Source organism: Caloranaerobacter longqiensis, assembly GCF_050286925.1.
Classification (GTDB): Bacteria; Bacillota; Clostridia; order Tissierellales; family Thermohalobacteraceae; genus Caloranaerobacter.
The window spans coordinates 1-16595 of sequence record NZ_JBFWFX010000005.1 but is presented as its reverse complement, the minus strand read 5'-3'; the positions used below and the strand labels follow the sequence as shown (position 1 = coordinate 16595).

18 protein-coding genes are annotated in these 16595 nt (G+C 28.6%); 2 read left to right on the top strand and 16 right to left on the bottom strand.

Annotation, left to right across the window (positions count from 1 at the left end):
• Positions 1-24: 24 nt before the first annotated feature.
• Together yunB and AB4Y15_RS05825 are read right to left on the bottom strand one after the other, a co-directional pair.
• The gene (gene yunB, locus AB4Y15_RS05830) at positions 25-681 is read right to left on the bottom strand and encodes a sporulation protein YunB (RefSeq protein WP_427339049.1); all 657 of its coding nucleotides are present in this window, start codon (positions 679-681) and stop codon (positions 25-27) included.
• A gap of 60 nt (positions 682-741) precedes the next feature.
• Positions 742-1164, bottom strand: a complete 423-nt coding sequence (locus AB4Y15_RS05825) for a hypothetical protein (protein ID WP_427339048.1) — start codon at positions 1162-1164, stop codon at positions 742-744.
• 215 nt (positions 1165-1379) lie between these two features.
• Between AB4Y15_RS05825 and AB4Y15_RS05820 the strand changes: the two genes are divergently transcribed.
• Positions 1380-4310, top strand: a complete 2931-nt coding sequence (locus tag AB4Y15_RS05820) for a penicillin-binding protein 1A (RefSeq protein WP_427339047.1) — start codon at positions 1380-1382, stop codon at positions 4308-4310.
• Between the two features lie 18 nt (positions 4311-4328).
• Here AB4Y15_RS05820 and AB4Y15_RS05815 read toward each other — a convergent pair whose 3' ends face one another.
• From AB4Y15_RS05815 to spoIIAA, 11 genes are all read right to left on the bottom strand, one after another.
• Positions 4329-5783 carry a spore germination protein gene (locus AB4Y15_RS05815; protein WP_427339046.1) on the bottom strand — a complete coding sequence of 485 codons (1455 nt, stop codon included), beginning with the start codon at positions 5781-5783 and terminating at the stop codon, positions 4329-4331.
• Between the two features lie 10 nt (positions 5784-5793).
• A complete protein-coding gene (gene spoVAEA / locus AB4Y15_RS05810; protein WP_427339045.1) occupies positions 5794-6345 on the bottom strand; it encodes a stage V sporulation protein SpoVABEA in 552 nt (183 codons plus the stop codon).
• Between the two features lie 17 nt (positions 6346-6362).
• Complete coding sequence (gene spoVAE, locus AB4Y15_RS05805; protein ID WP_427339044.1) at positions 6363-6719, bottom strand: stage V sporulation protein AE; 357 nt, start codon at positions 6717-6719, stop codon at positions 6363-6365.
• Positions 6720-6729: 10 nt separating this feature from the next.
• Entirely contained in the window at positions 6730-7749 is a 1020-nt protein-coding gene (spoVAD, locus tag AB4Y15_RS05800) for a stage V sporulation protein AD (RefSeq protein WP_427339042.1), read from the bottom strand.
• A 12-nt stretch (positions 7750-7761) separates the two neighbouring features.
• Positions 7762-8205, bottom strand: coding sequence for a stage V sporulation protein AC (spoVAC, locus tag AB4Y15_RS05795; protein ID WP_427339041.1), 444 nt, complete (start codon positions 8203-8205; stop codon positions 7762-7764).
• A 12-nt stretch (positions 8206-8217) separates the two neighbouring features.
• Entirely contained in the window at positions 8218-8376 is a 159-nt protein-coding gene (locus AB4Y15_RS05790; RefSeq protein ID WP_427339040.1) for a hypothetical protein, read from the bottom strand.
• Between the two features lie 9 nt (positions 8377-8385).
• Positions 8386-8802, bottom strand: coding sequence for a stage V sporulation protein AB (locus AB4Y15_RS05785; protein WP_427339039.1), 417 nt, complete (start codon positions 8800-8802; stop codon positions 8386-8388).
• Between the two features lie 22 nt (positions 8803-8824).
• The gene (locus AB4Y15_RS05780) at positions 8825-9430 is read right to left on the bottom strand and encodes a stage V sporulation protein AA (protein ID WP_427339260.1); all 606 of its coding nucleotides are present in this window, start codon (positions 9428-9430) and stop codon (positions 8825-8827) included.
• Between the two features lie 235 nt (positions 9431-9665).
• On the bottom strand, positions 9666-10439 hold the full coding sequence (gene sigF, locus AB4Y15_RS05775; protein WP_427339038.1) for an RNA polymerase sporulation sigma factor SigF: 774 nt from the start codon (positions 10437-10439) through the stop codon (positions 9666-9668).
• Between the two features lie 5 nt (positions 10440-10444).
• Positions 10445-10882: an anti-sigma F factor gene (gene spoIIAB, locus AB4Y15_RS05770; protein ID WP_427339037.1), complete on the bottom strand. Its 438-nt coding sequence runs from the start codon at positions 10880-10882 to the stop codon at positions 10445-10447.
• Between the two features lie 13 nt (positions 10883-10895).
• Entirely contained in the window at positions 10896-11231 is a 336-nt protein-coding gene (gene spoIIAA / locus AB4Y15_RS05765; RefSeq protein ID WP_427339035.1) for an anti-sigma F factor antagonist, read from the bottom strand.
• Positions 11232-11433: 202 nt separating this feature from the next.
• Here spoIIAA and AB4Y15_RS05760 point away from each other — a divergent pair, with 202 nt between their 5' ends.
• Positions 11434-12378: a phosphoglycerate dehydrogenase gene (locus tag AB4Y15_RS05760; protein WP_427339034.1), complete on the top strand. Its 945-nt coding sequence runs from the start codon at positions 11434-11436 to the stop codon at positions 12376-12378.
• Between the two features lie 28 nt (positions 12379-12406).
• Here the strand turns inward: AB4Y15_RS05760 and hydE are convergent, their stop codons facing one another.
• The 3 genes from hydE to AB4Y15_RS05745 form a co-directional block, all read right to left on the bottom strand.
• Positions 12407-13759 (bottom strand): [FeFe] hydrogenase H-cluster radical SAM maturase HydE, encoded by a 1353-nt coding sequence (hydE, locus tag AB4Y15_RS05755; RefSeq protein ID WP_427339033.1) that lies wholly within the window; start codon positions 13757-13759, stop codon positions 12407-12409.
• An 87-nt stretch (positions 13760-13846) separates the two neighbouring features.
• Positions 13847-14803 (bottom strand): ADP-ribosylglycohydrolase family protein, encoded by a 957-nt coding sequence (locus tag AB4Y15_RS05750; protein ID WP_427339032.1) that lies wholly within the window; start codon positions 14801-14803, stop codon positions 13847-13849.
• Between the two features lie 212 nt (positions 14804-15015).
• Positions 15016-15993: a YeiH family protein gene (locus AB4Y15_RS05745; RefSeq protein ID WP_427339030.1), complete on the bottom strand. Its 978-nt coding sequence runs from the start codon at positions 15991-15993 to the stop codon at positions 15016-15018.
• Positions 15994-16595: the final 602 nt, after the last annotated feature.

Genomic DNA, 16595 nt, shown 5'->3' with positions numbered 1-16595 from the left:
TTTGAAATTTATTTCTATACATATCTAGTTAGGTATAACATTAAGTATTTCATTTTCTGGTACTTTAATATAGTATTGAGGTACATCTCCTACTATAACCGTTTCAGCTATTGGGACATTAGTTGATACTTGTATTATATCTGAAGTCAAAGGAACAATGATTCTTACATTAGTTTTTATTGTTAAAAAAACTTTATGTCTAGTTTGATTTATACCTGATTCTTCAAATTCTGTTGTAAAATCTACAGTTACTGTACCTTGTGGTACTATATTGATATTTATTTTTGGACCCCATTGAGATAGTATCTGACTGTTAAGTGCATTACCTAAAGGAATTTTTATATTACTTGCTGCTATTTGTCTCATGTTTTCCTGAACTTCTAATGCTACTTCAGATGCAATGCTATTCATTAAAACTGTATTAGCTTGCATCATTGTAATTTTACCTTGATTATCATATTTTACAAAAATTAAATCATTATAATTAATATCCTCGTTTATTTTTGCTCGTACTGCATCATTTATTGCTTGTGTTGCTATCATTCTTGCTTTAGCCTCGCAAATAGCTAAAACAGTTGGTTTGATATTTCTATCTATTATAATAAATCCATAAATTATTAAAACTAGTATTACAACTAATATAATAAATGTTTTCTTTTTTTTATTTCTAGCTTGTTTCAAAATAAACACCCCTCCTAACATTATATGCAGGAAGGGTAAAGTTGTATTTGAAATTTTATTCTAATAATATCTATAAGGTCTTCTATGATATGGTCTACGATATCTCCTTCTGTATATTATTACTAATAATAAGAACCATAACAACAGACTGGAAGGACTAAAAAATTGGCTTTCTAGTTCTCTATCTGATATTTTTTTGTTTTCTGAAGAGTCTACATTTATTAATCTTTTTAGTTTTTCAATTTCTCTTTTAATATCTTCTGTTACAAATCCTTCAAATTTAGAAATTGCTTCAAGGTTTTTAATGTGCCTTACTTTAACTGCATCAGGTACTTCTTTTTGAACTTTTTCTATTTCTTGATAAATATATCTATCAGGTTTATCTCCATATTTTTTAAGAAATTCATCAAATTTATTTATAATAATATCATCATATAATATTCTATTAAACATATAATCAAAGTTTAATTTGTTATTATCCATTTTTTGACCTCCTTTGTTCCTGTGTTTTTTCATTAGTATAATATGTTTATATGATTTTTAGGTTACATAATATTTTATTAAAAATAACAACATTGAAATAAAAACGTCAACTTTTACTTAACAGTAACTATAACCTACTCTGATTTAACAAACTTCTGTTTATATGTTATAATTAACTTTGATGTTGGTGCCCTCATTTTAAAGGAGGTAATATTATGACAGGAAACAAAAAAAGATCTAAAAAGAAGAAAAAGCTCAGTATCCTGAAATTTATACTAATTGTTCTATTAATGGTAACATTTATTATTGTTGGTTCCGTTGGAGGCCTTGTATTTGCTGTTATTAAAAACACACCAAAAATTGACCCAACAAAAATTGATTCTATGTTAAGTGAAAATTCAGTTATTTTAGATAAGAATGGAAATCTAATTGAAAAAATTGAAACTCAAGAATACAGAACGATAATAGAAGATCTTGATGAAGTCCCAGATTATTTAGAGAATGCTTTTATTGCTGTAGAAGATGCCAGATTTAGAAAACATATAGGAATAGATTTTAAAAGGATAATTGGTGCTTTGATTGAAGATATAAAAGCAAGAAAACTTGTACAAGGTGGAAGTACAATAACTCAACAGCTTGCAAGAAATATATATTTAAATCGCGAAAAAAAGATTACTAGAAAAATCAAAGAAGCTTATATAGCAATACAAATTGAAAGACATCTAACAAAAGATCAAATTTTAAAACTATATCTTAATACCGTCGATCTGGGCAAAGGTGCTTTTGGAATCCAAGAAGCTGCACAAACATATTTTTCAAAAAATGTTAATGAATTAACTATAGCAGAAAGTGCATTATTAGCTGGTATACCAAAGAGTCCAACAATCTATTCTCCATATATTTTGTTAAAATCCGAAAATGTTGATAAAGATAAATACTATATCATTGGAGAATACGATATATATGGAACAAAATATACCGCTGTCTTTAACAATAAAGCTCTTGAAAGACAGAGATTAGTACTAAAACTAATGAGAGAACAAAACTATATTACTGAAGAAGAATATCAAAAAGCACTTAGTGAAGATATTAAGAAAGCCATAAAACCAGGACAGAAAAAGATAAAAGGTATTTCATCATATTTTACTGATTATGTAAAAGAACAAGTTTTAGATACTTTAGTAAATAAGTTAGGATATACAAATGAAGGAGCTAAAAGAGAATTATATACAGGTGGTTTAAAAATATATTCTACTATGGATATTAATATGCAGCATAAAGTCGAAAAAATTTATGATAATTTCGTTAATGTCATAGTAGGAGACACATCTAAAGTTAATGGACCTGTATTAATAAGCTGGTCAAAAGATAAGTACGGAAATGTTTTAGATAGTCAGAAAAAAGTCATACTTTACAAAAAAGAAAATTTATTAGATAAAAATTATAATTTGATTATCGAAAATGGAACTTATGATTTTTCTAATGGTAATTTAGTAATAAAAAATAAAAAGTTAAACATATATCCAAAAACTGTGGATATAACAGATTACTATACTATTGATAACAATAAAAATCTTGTTACACATAATGTTGGTTCACTTGATATTTCAAAAGAAAATTATTATATAGACAAAAATAAAAGAGTAGTTATTAAAAGTAGTTTTCTAAATCAAAATAAAGATTTTTATAAAATTGATGAAAATAAAAATCTTTTAATTAATCCAAAATATTTCTATATTAATAAAACAGGTGTTGTACAACCACAATCTGCTGTAGTAGTTATGGATTATAGAACAGGTGAAATAAAAGCTCTAGTTGGTGGAAGAAATGTAAAAGGTAATAAAGTTCTTAACAGAGCAGTTCATTCACAAAGACAACCTGGTTCTGCTATAAAACCAATAGCAGTTTATTTACCAGCTTTAGATAACGGTTATACTGCAGCTACAGTAATCGACGATATTCCTCATTACGATAGTAAAGGTAGATTATGGCCTAAGAACTGGAATAGAAAATTTTTAGGTTTAACTACTTTAAGAGAAGCTGTTGAGCAATCAATGAATGTCATAGCAGTAAAAGTATTAGAAGATATAGGTATCGATACTTCAATCGAATATTTAACTAGATTAGGTATAATTAATGAAAATGATCCAAGTAAAGACAATTTCGTGTCAAGGAGTGAAAATAGAAGAGTAAATGATGAAAATCTAGCTGCACTTGCTCTTGGAGGATTGTCAAAAGGATTTACACCATTGGATATGACTAAAGCTTATGCTGCTATTGCTAATCAAGGCATTTATATTGAACCGATTACTTTTACAAAAATCGTTGACAGAGATGGAAATGTTTTATATGAAAACAAAGCTCTTAAAAATAGAGTTGTTACACCTCAAGTAGCTTATCTTATGACTGATATTCTAAAAGGGGTTGTAACAAGAGGTACTGGTTGGAGAGCTCAACTTTATCAATATAATACAACAATACCAGTTGCAGGTAAAACTGGTACAACACAAAATAAAGCAGATGCTTGGTTCATTGGATATACACCATATTATATTGCTGGTGTTTGGATAGGTAATGATAATCCAGGAATAAAACTATCACAAGGTAGTAAATTAGCTTCTATCTTATGGAAGAATATCATGAAAGAAATCCATAATGGTTTTGAACCTAAAGACTTTATTAAACCTCAAGGATTTGTTGTTAGAAATATCTGTACAGAATCTGGTAAGCTAGCAACAGATTTATGTGAAAGAGACCCAAGAGGAAGTACTGTTAGGTCAGAAATATTCATAAAAGGAACAGAACCAACTGAGTTTTGTGATGTCCATGTAGAAGCATTAATCGACACAAGTACAAATAAACTAGCAAATGAATTCTGTCCTCCAGAACTAGTTGAAAAAAGAGTATTTATAAAAAGAAAAACTCCATATATACCAGAAGAAAATAACGGATATATTCCAGCAGATTATCAATATACATTACCGACAGAAGTATGTGATGTTCATAATGAAAAAAATAGCTTTAAAGATTGGCTGAATAAATGGTTTTTCAAAAATACTGAGCAAAATACAAACAAAAATGAATCTGAGGACAACCAAGAAAATATACAACCACAGGAGAATGATAGCGAAAACAATAATGATTAAAGAGGCTTTTTAGCCTCTTTATTTTTTATCAACTTCCATCTTATCTTTATCTTTTGCTCTAATAAAATCAGGTCTTTGATATACTTCTGGAATAGGTTTTCTAGTTAATACTGTAGATAGAGCTTTTCCATCAAACGGTATTAATGGCCAAGTATAATTAATGCCTCCAAAAGATTTTGTTCTCAGTAAAGTAATTAAAAATATAAAAATACCTATTATAAAACCAATTGTATTGAATAATCCAGTCAAAATTAGCAAAATTAATCTAAATATTCTTATCGCCATAGCAAATTCAATACTTGGAGTTGCAAACATTCCTATACCAGCAATTGCACCATATAAAACTGTTTCTGGTATAAACCAACCAACCTTTATTGCAAAATCACTTAAGAGTAATGCTCCTATAATACCAAGAGAAGTTGTTAATGCGTTCGGTGTATGAATCGATGCTATTCTTAACATATCTAAACCTACCTCAAGTATTAAAAACTGAAATAATAATGGTATCGCTCCTGATTTTTTAGGGCCAATAAACTTTAAAAACTCAGGCAATATAGACTTATTCTTAATCAATAAGAGCCACAATGAAGGCAAAAGATACGATAAAATAATAGCTAAAAATCTTATCCATCTTATGTACGTTCCAATAATAGGGTTTTGATAGTAATCTTCTGCATGTTGTGTAAAATGAAACATGCTTACAGGTAATATCATTACACTAGGAGTTGTATCAACTAAAACTATTATATGCCCCTCTAATAAATGTGCTGCAGCTACATCTGGTCTTTCAGTAAATTTTGCTTGAGGAAATGGATTTAAGTTTCTACCTAAAATAAATTCCTCTAAACTCTTTTCAGCCATTACTAATGAATCAATATCTATACTCTTTATTTTTTCTTTAAGACTATCGACTAAATCTTTATTCGTAATATCTTCAATATAACCAATAACTACATCATTTTGAGACCTTTTACCAACTTTATATAATTCAAAACGCAAGTTTGGATCTCTTATCCGTCTTCTTATTAAAGCAGTATTAAAAACAATAGTTTCAACAAAACCATCCCTAGACCCTCTCGTAACTTTCTCTAAATCTGGTTCTTCAGGTCCTCTCGCTGGATAAGTTCGCACATCAATTATCAAAGCTTCTTTTAAATCCTCAATAAACAATACAGCAGAACCTGATAGTAAAGAATATTGAATTTCCTCTAAATCTTCACTACTATCACATTCAATATATGATATTTTTCTTTTAATTAACTTAGTCAAAGTATTTGGTACTATTTCTTCTCTACTTGCCTCTTGTAACCTTTTTATTATCCATATCATTAGTTCATCTTTTACAAAACCATCTATAAAAAAAAGAGAGGCATTTTTGCCAGCTACTTCAAAATCTCTCCTAACAGCATCAAAACTTTTTCCTACACCTATTTTTTCAGAAATATAATTTATTCTTTCGTCATATACTTTCATTACTATCACCTTATTCAGTTATTTTTAATATTTCTTCTATTGCTCTAGTCAAAATAGGAGCCCCTATTTTTGAATCATCTTTCCCATTCATTTTACCTATATCTCCAATTCCTACTATAACTGGTACTTTATATTTATTTAAAACATCTACAGTATCCCCATATAAAACTTTACTATTAGTTTCTGTACCACATTTATTAACCGCATTTTCTATTTTTTCCCCTTTAGAATTAATTGAAAAGTCTACTGCAACACCGTCAACACCTTCAGTATTTGAAGCTACAGCTATAACTCCTAAAACCTCTATTTCATCACTTTTAAGTATCTCTTCTATAACTTGCTCTCCTTGTCCTTGATTTGGATTACCCTTATCATCAACCATAACAATAACTGGGTCATATTTTGCTATCTTTACTAATTCAATAATTTCTTCACCTGACAAAGGAGTTGGATTTCCAGCAGATCTAGAAATACATCTTCCTCCTATTCTAGCAGTAGCCATCTCAACTGCTCTTCGTGCATTAATATCTCCATCAGTAACTAAAATAACTTTTCTTTTCAAGATATCACTTCCAATAATTAACTTTTTGTTTTAGGATTAAATATTAAAGACATTATATAACCAAAAAATATTGCTGCTGACACACCTCCTGCAGTAGCCTGAATACCACCAGTAAAAATGCCTATTAAACCATCTTTATCTACTGCTTTAAAAACGCCTTTCGCTAATGAATAACCAAAACCTGGTAATGGTACAGTAGCTCCTGCTCCACCAATATTTACTATTGGCTCATATATACCTATAGCAGTCAATATTACTCCTGATGTAACAAAAGCTACCAACACATGTGCAGGTGTTAACTTGGTTCCATCCATTAACAATTGCCCAATGACACAAATTAAACCTCCAACAATAAATGCTCTTATATAATCCATTAAAACCCTCCTATTCTTTTGTGTTACTAATAGTAACTGCATGAGCTATTCCTGGAATTGACTCTCCTTGTTGAGAACTTGTCGTTGAATGTAATGCTCCAGTTGAGACTAATAATACTCTATTTAAAGTTCTATCTTTAAGTAATTTGTAAATATATCCACAGAATACTGCAGCTGAACAGCCACATCCACTACCTCCTGCATGAGTATCCTGTCTTTCATGATCAAATATTTCAATTCCACAATCTGTAAATACACCCGAAATATCATAACCAGCTTTAGTTATAAATTCTTCAGCTATTTCTTTGCCTATTATACCTAAATCTCCAGTTATTATTAAATCATAATCATCTATTCTATAACCTGTATCATTAAAATGTTGTATTATAGTATCTGCCGCTGCTGGAGCCATTGCAGCTCCCATATTATTTACATCCTTAATACCAGCATCTATTATCTTTCCAGTTGTAACATGAGTTATATATGGACCTAGACCATTTGAAGACAAAACAGCCGCTCCAGTTCCAGTAACGGTCCATTGGGAAGTTGGTGGTCTTTGATTACCTAACTCTAACGGAAATCTAAATTGCCTTTCAGCAGTACAAAAATGACTTGATGTAGCACAAACAAGATAATCAGCATAGCCTCCATCAACTAGCATAGAACCTAAACTCAAACTTTCTGCCATTGTCGAACAAGCACCATATAAACCAAAATAAGGTATACCTAAATTCCTTACTGCAAATGAAGATGATATAATTTGATTCAATAAATCTCCAGCTAAAACATACTCTATCTCCGTTTCAGATAATTGTGCATTTTTTATTGCCATCTTTATGGCATCTTCAAGAATTTTAGATTCACATTTTTCCCAAGTTTTTTGACCACATAAATCATCTTGTAAAATAAGATCAAAATATTCCTTAAGTGGACCATCACCTTCCTTTGGACCAACAATACTATAAGTAGATATAATTGAAGGTGGGTTTTCAAATCTTACTGTTTGCTTTCCAATTTTTTTAACAGCCAAATTTACACCTCCTTACTTTTTAATTAGATAATATATTAACCCTACTATAACTGAACTTCCATATCCATATACAAGAACCGGTCCTGCTATTGTAAACATTCTAGCTGCTACTCCGAATATAAACCCTTCTCTTTTAAATTCCATTGCAGGTGATACAATAGAATTAGCAAAACCTGTTATCGGCACTATAGAACCCGCTCCTGCTCTTTTTCCTAACTTATCATACCATCCTAATCCAGTAAAAAAAGCTCCTAGAAACACCAGAGTAATTGCTGTTGCCGTCGATACCCTTTCTTTATCAAGTCCCATATTTTTATAGAAATTTATCACAAACTGACCAAAAGTACAAATAAGCCCACCAATAAAAAAAGCCCAAAGAGAATTTTTTAAAAACGTTGGTTTCGGGATTTTCTCCTGAACATATTTGTTATAATCCTTAGGATTAATCTTATCCATAGAATCACCCCTTTACTTAATTTGATTTATTTTTTTAAAGAATTCACTTTTTGATATTAAATCGTCAGAATGTATTTCATTTTCTTGATATCTTAATTCATTTTCATTAATATTCTCTTTAAAAACACTTTTACCTAACTCCTTATAATATTTCGAAATATCTTTTACCATTTAATCACCTTATCTTTCTAAAACTAACCATTGTATTAATGAACCTACAGTTTTCCCAAAAGCTATAGCTATTAAAATATAAATAATATAATCTTTAATTTTAACCCTTCTTTCAAAAACAGCTACTACGTCAATAACTTCAGCTAATGCAGCCGCTAAAATTCCAATAAAAATTCCCATGATTAATCCGATTGGAACTAAATAAATTTCACTTATCCTTAACGTAACATCAAAGAAATCTAATAATGTAATTAATACAACTGACAAAATCATAACTTTTTCATAAATATTAATAAATTTCTCTGTATGAGACATTTGAGCTAATCTTGGAATTATATTTAATAATACGATAACTGCAATAAAAGCACTTCCAATTACAATACCTCCTGAAAACCCTATTAATGTTAAAAGAATAGTATTAAACATTTTCATCACCATATTTTACAAACTAACTTTCATTTTTGTTATTCATCTTATAATCATCTATATCTTTCTTAAATTTATACATCTCTATTTCTAATGGACTAGGCTCTTTTTCCCTTTTCTTACCGAATTGGTTTAAAAAAATGGTCATACCAATACCAATGCCTAAAGAATATGCTATCTGTAATGTTAGTGGGTTATCAGTTTTTTTGCCAGTTATAAGATAGTATATTATCTTATGTGATTTTTCCATATTTACATCAGCATGAAAATTTATTATAGCAAGACCCGCTCCAATAAAAAGAATCAAAGATATTAAAAATACTTTAATCAATTGTAAAAACTTATTTAATTCTCTAATATTATTTATATCTACTAAAACTTCATCTACTCCAAATGTTGATATAGTCAAATTTTTATATTCAGACTCTATCTTTTTGATTACTTCAAGTACAGATATTTTCACAAATTTCTTATCATTAGGTATTTTAATTAGCTTAATGTCTAGTATTGCTTTCTGTAAATTTACATCATCACAGTAAACATCAGCAATATCTTTTATCCTTACTGACTCTTGTTTTTCTTTTGTAACTTTTGTTTTAAAAAATAAATATACATTAGTATTTTTTATAGTATATCACCCCATTATTATCAATATTTTCATTTAAAACTAGCTTAGCTCTTCTAGGGATTTGTTTCATTGACTTATTGCTTAGAAATACATACCACCCAAAAGTAATAAGTACAATAAATAAAAATAAACAAATAATAATTTTAAAATATCTTTTCATATAACAACCACTCCATTTCTTTTACATATCTTATTATTTGCTTCAATCTTTCTTTTAATACAAAAAAATAGACATCTAAGTTTGATGTCTATTTAGATAATTCCTCATGTTTTGTAAAACTTTTTTTTCTATTCTTGAAACTTGGACTTGTGATATTCCTAGCATTTCAGCAATTTCAGTCTGTGTTTTATCTTTAAAGTATCTCATTATAATGATCTGTCTTTCTATAGGTTTAAGCTGATTTAAAGCCTGTTTAAGAACAATTCTATCTAACACTTCTGAATCTTCAGTTTCATTATTACCAATTTTATCTATTAAATGAATTGGTGAACCATTGTCATGATGTATTACATCATATAAATAATCAGGCTGATAGTTAGAATCTAAAGCCATAACAACTTCTTCCTTGTCCATTTTTACTTCATCACATATCTCGTTTATAGTTGGTTCTCTACCCAATTTTTTTGTTAACTTTTCTTTTGCTAAATTAACTTTTACTGCAGTTTGTTTAAGTGATCGACTGACCTTTATTATTCCATCATCTCTCAAAAATCTCTTTATCTCACCTACAATCATAGGAATTGCATATGTAGAAAACCTAACTTCATATTTAGGTTCAAATTTTTGAATTGCTTTAATCAAACCAATACAACCTATTTGAAATAAATCTTCTATATCGTATCCTCTATTATTAAATCTTTTTAATACACTTCTAACTAATCCAAGATTGTGATCTACAAGTATTGCCTGTGCCTCTTTGTCCCCAGCTTGTGCTTTTTTTATCAGCTTAATAGTTTCTTCATGACTAAGCAATTCAGTTGAGGTTTTTCTCAACGTACTAGTGATCATATTATCTACCCCTCAGATGATATACTTTTAAATACTTTTACCATCTTCACTATAGTACCTTTACCTACTTCAGATTGCACTTTTAGCTCATCCATAAAAGTTTCCATTACTGTAAATCCCATACCTGATCTTTCCATTTCAGGTCTTGAAGTATAAAATGGCTCCATTGCTTTCTCTATATCTTCTATTCCCTTCCCTTTGTCCTCAACAATTATTTCCAATTTATTTTTTATTATTCTGCATTCTATAGTTATTATTCCTATTTTATTTTCATAACCATGAATTATTGCATTTGTAACAGCTTCCGATACTGCTGTTTTAACATCAGCTAATTCTTCAATAGTAGGGTCTAATTGAGACGCAAATGAAGCTACTACTACTCTAGCAAAAGCCTCATTTTGTGATTTACTTGGTATTTCTAATTTCATGTAATTATCATGCATATAAAACACCCCTTTATATATTGTCTAAAGCATTATTAACAGAATTATAAATTTTAATTATCTTTGTTATTCCTGACATTTCTAAAATTTTTTTAACTCTAGTGCTTGCATTTACTAATAATAATTTTCCATCATTATTCATAGCTTTTTTATATCTTCCTAGAATTAAACCAATACCAGAGCTGTCCATAAAATTTAAATTATCTAAATCCAAAATAATATTTTTTAACATTTTTTCATCATAATAATTATCTATCTCTTTCCTAATATTTTCTGCAGTGTGATGATCTAACTCTCCACTAAAGCCTACAACTAAAGTTTTACCTGTTACATAAAAGTTCAATTGCAAAGCTAACCCCCCTATCTTTTAATATCTTATCACTTATTCTCTATCGCCATATATTTTCCCTTCAATGAAAATTGTCTTATTTTGTAATTTTAAGTAATATTTTCTCAGTAATGCCTCTTAAAATAATGATAAAAATAATGATAAACTTTATCAAAATATTCTGATATAATATATACAAAGTATATTATAAAGGTGGTGAATTATGGTAAAAGTCTTATTTACCTATGATTATGGCAAAGAAAAAATGAAAAAAATCGAAGATTTAGGCTATGAAATTGTGTATATTAAAGAACAAGAACTATCCTATAACGAAAAAATAAAAGATATAGAAGTTCTTGTATGCTATAATCCTTTCAACTCTTTAGATATTACTAAATTACATAAGTTAAAATGGATTCAATTATCAAGTATTGGTATAGACCAAGTTCCTAAACAATATTTATTGGAAAAACAAATCTTGTTAACCAATAATAAAGGTGGATATAGCATCCCTATGGGTGAATGGGTTGTATTAAAAATACTAGAAATGCTAAAAAGAAGCAAGAGTTTCTATAAAAAGCAAGATAATAAACTTTGGAAAATTGATACTTCTATTATAGAGCTTTATGGCAAAACAATAGGTTTTATCGGAACAGGAAGTATCGCATATGAATCAGCAAAAAGACTCACAGGTTTTGAAGTAAATATATACGGATTAAACACTACAGGTAGAAGTGTAAAGTACTTTGATAAATGCTTTAGTATTTCCGAATTTGACCACTTTTTAAGTTTATGCGATATTTTAGTTCTTACTATTCCATATACAGAAAAAACTCATCATTTACTCAATGAAAGCAAATTTAAAATAATGAAAGATGGCGTATATATTGTAAATGTTTCTCGTGGCAGTATAATAAATGAAGCTGACTTAATTAAATATTTAAAAAACGGAAAAATAAAATTTGCTGCATTAGACGTTTTTGAAAATGAACCATTAAATGAGAATAATCCTTTATGGGACTTAGATAATGTTATAATAACTCCACATAATTCTTGGGTTTCAGAAATGAGAAATGAAAGAAGATATAACGTTATATATGAAAACATGAAAAGATATATCAATGGTGAAAAGTTAATTAATATAGTTGACTTAAAAAAAGGATACTAGAAAGCCATCGGCACTTTGCCGATGGCTTCTATATTAATTCATCTTCGATTTCATATCCTAATTCTCTTAAGTAATCATAATTTAAATATTTAGGAAGCTTTCGCTTCGCATCTCTTGTTGACTTTATTGCAAAACTCAAATCAACCATATTTTTATTTGAATAAATTTGATAGTTGTCCCTTAAACTAGGAGGTGTACTAATAAGCATAATTGTATTAGCACCTGCTTTTAATGCTAGAGTTTGTCCATCTGGGTGCAATGTAGCTATTGCTGTAGTAGCTGGCAAAAACACATGTTGACATACTATTCTAGTTACCGCTACAACTTTTAATGATAGCTTAAGATCTCCTGGTTTACAATTCTCATATGGTGTTCCCTTAGCTGGTAAGAAAGGTCCAAATCCAATCATATGAATACCAAAATCTCTCTGGAATATAATATCTTCAGCTATTTCATCAATAGTTTGAGTAGGGAGTCCTATCATTCCTCCAGAACCTACTCTCATTCCAGCTTCTTTTATAAGTCTAGTATGTTTTACTCTAATATCATAATCATCATCAGGGTGAATTAATTCAAATAATCTTCTACTTGCAGTTTCTATTTTCAATAAATAGTTATTAACACCTGCATCACTAAATAGCCTATACTCTTTTTCGTCTCTTTCCCCTATACTTAAAGTAATACCCATTCTAAATTTTTGCTTTATTTCTTTAATAATTGATAATAACTTGTCAGTTGTATAGTATGGATCTTCACCTGATTGTAATATTACTGTTTTTATACCTACTTTATATAACTTCTCAACCTCATTTATTATTTCTTCTTTAGTCATTCTATATCTTTTTATTTTATTATCCCTTCTAACCCCACAATAATTACAATTCTTTCTACAATAGTTAGAAAATTCAATTGCAGCCCTTATTTCTACCCTGTCTCCAACACATTCTTTTCTTATAATATCTGCTACTCGAATTAATGCATTATACTCTTCATTTTCTACTTCTAGCAAATATTTTATTTCTTCCTTGTTTAATTCTATATTAGCCTCTATTTTTTTTACTATATCTCTAAAAGTATCTGAAATATTCATATTAAATATTTCAGATAAATCATATTTATATTTATCTTTTAAAGAATAAATTCCTTCATATTCAATATTATTTTTCTTTATTATTTCTTCTACTTTTTGCTTAAATTTTTTATCAAACTTTATAGCTGTCGTACATACTCCACCAAATCCTTTTGGTGTAGGAATTAAATCATTTTCTATACCTTCTTTATCTAATAAATCCTTACTAAACAACATCTGTGATTTAGATGAACAAACTAAAATATATGGTTCTTTAAAGTTATTCTTTAGAAACTTGTTTATTAGTGCCATAAAATCCCTCTTCTATTTAATAAATTATTTTGAAAAGTACTTTTTCCCTTCTATATTATAACATAAATTAGTTAATATCTTATTATATTAATTGTCATTTAAATTATTAATATTTAAACTGTTGCTAAATTGCTCAACCAACTTAATTATGTCATTCTTTCTAGCAACTGCATCTATCCACTTTTTCGGAATAGCTTCTATACCATAATATATACCTGCAAGTCCGCCTGCTATTGCTGCAATTGTATCTGTATCATTTCCTAGATTTACAGCTTTTAAAACTACTTCTTTATATCCATCTCCATTTAAGAAACACCAAAATACGGCCTCTAAAGTATCTACAACATAACCACTTGACTTTATTTCTTCTTCTTTTAGCTTTGCAATATCATATTTTAATATCCTGTTGTATGAATCAAATTCTTTTCTAAAATCAGTATTAGAATAGAAATTAATAATATTTTCTTTCATATTTTTATAGGCTTCCTCTTTTGAACAACCTTTCAAAAGATTTATTGCATATTCTACATATATACTACAAGCTAAAATACTTCTTAAATGTCTATGTGTAATCGAAGATACTTGGTGTACTGTATTATATTTTTCTTCATCTTTAAAGTCTTTTAAATAAAATGCTAAAGGCAGCACTCTCATAAGCGAACCATTCCCATTTGAATATTCATCATCAAGTCCAGCTTGTTTAGGGCTTACACCTTTAAAAATTCTACGAATAGCTTCTTTAGTTGTATTACCTACACCAAATGTTACATTATATGGTGTCCAGTAAGAATCATAATACCATTTTACATATTTTTCCCCTATATCTTCTAAATTTAATCCATTACATAAGCTTTCGACTAAACATAAAGTTAAAGAAGTATCATCTGACCATGTTCCTGGTGGCTGATTATAAGTCCCATAACCAAGCATATCTGTTACAGGTTCTTTTATTAATTCTTCTCTTGATTTAAACTCAACAGGTACACCTAGAGCATCTCCAACACAAAACCCAAATATTGCACCTAATATTTTATTTTTGCTCATTTTATCATCTCCTGAGCTTTCACAATTTTCGCTTGAGCATCACATTTATCAACAAACTTAAATTGAGCTTGTTGACAAAGTTAATCTTTTAAAAAAATATATGGAAATAAATAGGTGCGTTAAGATTTTCTAAAAATTTGAGCCTTAAGTTTTTTCTAAATTCTTTCACATGAACGTTATTTTCATAAATATTTTATTTTGTCTACAGTCTGTTAAATTAATTTTGTAATTATAAAATTAGTAGTTATTGATATTAAAGAAAATAAAATTAAACCAAATAAGAATGATTTTAGCCCTTTATCTTTAATGCTTTTTAAATCTACTGAAAGTCCCATTCCAACCATAGCCATAAGTATAAAAGTAGAACTTAATTTTACTAATATCATCGAAAGCTGGTTTGGAATTATGCCTAATGAACTTATTATACCAGCTATTATAAAATAGAATATATACATCGGAAATTTTACACTAGAACTCTTTTCTTTTTTATTAAATATAAAACTTAGAACCATAGCTACAGGAATTAACATTACAACTCTACCCATCTTTACAAATGTTCCTATTTCTCCTGCTTCGCTACCTCTAGCGAAAGCAGCTGCTATTGCATGAGCCACCCCTTGAAGTGACATTCCAGACCAAATCCCATATTCAATATCACTAATTCCTGAAACTAAAGCTATAGCTGAATACACCAAAACTCCTATAGCTCCTAAAAAATTAATAATAGACACTGCAACTACAGCATCATCTTCATCTGCATTTATACAAGGAGCCATTGCCACTATAGCAGAAGCTCCACATATACTGGAACCAACTCCTATAAGTATAGGAATTTTATTATTCATCTTAAATAATTTGCCTAAATAATAAGCAATTATTAAGACAATTGGAACAAATATTATTATCATTAAAATAACTTTTGGTCCAAGGTTTAATAAAGACTTAAAGTTAAGTTTAAAACCCAGCAGAATAATTCCTGCCTTCAAAAGTTTTTTTGCAGAGAATTTTATACCTGGTTTAAATATTTCTCTAGTTTCTAATAAATTATTATACAAAATTCCTATAATAATACCTATAGTTAAAGCTTCTAAATTTACAATATGCTTTATTGAATCATTGATAAATATAGAAATAAATGATATCAAATAAACAAACAAAATACCTGGTATTAATCTTTTAACATTTTTCACAAATACCACTCCCTCTATACTCTTTAGTTTTTTATCAAGGTTTTTAAACCTTGAATTCTCACAATAGTAAAACGAGTAAGCCTGTAAACCGAGTTCTGTATCAACATTTTTAAGAATGCTTTTTGAAAATAAAAATATTTCACAGAACTCCAAATTATATGCTTAAAATTACAGTACATAATTAGAATTATAAATAATTATTTCATTTTATGCAATTAAAAATTTATCGAGTTCTGTGCAAAATGGAAATGAGTAGTTATGTACAATATTGAAGATTTGTTTGATGAATTTTTAGATTATTTAAAAACAGAAAAAAATGCTTCAAAATCAACTATAACAAGTTATTCTACTGACTTTTATGTTTTTTAACTTTTCTTAAAAATAACAAAATCACACTTGATGTAGAGAAAATAAGAACACCTAACTTGAGAGATGTTTATATTAATCGAAAAGTTCCCACGATATTAATCGAAAATTCCCCCACCTCAAGGAAAAGTGTTATTATTTTAATTCCAGTAGAATTTACATGGAGAAGCAGGTATGGTAGCCTATTGAAGTTGGCTAAGCCTTTTGTTTACTAGTTTGCCGGCAAGGCATATATA

Excerpts from the sequence above, each read along its gene's own strand:
- spoVAE (WP_427339044.1), bottom strand. The coding sequence starts at position 6,719 with ATGGATTATATAAGAGCATTTATTGTTGGAGGTTTAATTTGTGTCATT.
- AB4Y15_RS05820 (WP_427339047.1), top strand. The coding sequence starts at position 1,380 with ATGACAGGAAACAAAAAAAGATCTAAAAAGAAGAAAAAGCTCAGTATC.
- spoIIAB (WP_427339037.1), bottom strand. The coding sequence starts at position 10,882 with ATGCATGATAATTACATGAAATTAGAAATACCAAGTAAATCACAAAAT.
- hydE (WP_427339033.1), bottom strand. The coding sequence starts at position 13,759 with ATGGCACTAATAAACAAGTTTCTAAAGAATAACTTTAAAGAACCATAT.
- AB4Y15_RS05790 (WP_427339040.1), bottom strand. The coding sequence starts at position 8,376 with ATGGTAAAAGATATTTCGAAATATTATAAGGAGTTAGGTAAAAGTGTT.
- AB4Y15_RS05785 (WP_427339039.1), bottom strand. The coding sequence starts at position 8,802 with ATGTTTAATACTATTCTTTTAACATTAATAGGGTTTTCAGGAGGTATT.
- AB4Y15_RS05815 (WP_427339046.1), bottom strand. The coding sequence starts at position 5,783 with ATGAAAGTATATGACGAAAGAATAAATTATATTTCTGAAAAAATAGGT.
- AB4Y15_RS05750 (WP_427339032.1), bottom strand. The coding sequence starts at position 14,803 with ATGAGCAAAAATAAAATATTAGGTGCAATATTTGGGTTTTGTGTTGGA.
- AB4Y15_RS05760 (WP_427339034.1), top strand. The coding sequence starts at position 11,434 with ATGGTAAAAGTCTTATTTACCTATGATTATGGCAAAGAAAAAATGAAA.
- sigF (WP_427339038.1), bottom strand. The coding sequence starts at position 10,439 with ATGATCACTAGTACGTTGAGAAAAACCTCAACTGAATTGCTTAGTCAT.
- spoVAC (WP_427339041.1), bottom strand. The coding sequence starts at position 8,205 with ATGGATAAGATTAATCCTAAGGATTATAACAAATATGTTCAGGAGAAA.
- AB4Y15_RS05825 (WP_427339048.1), bottom strand. The coding sequence starts at position 1,164 with ATGGATAATAACAAATTAAACTTTGATTATATGTTTAATAGAATATTA.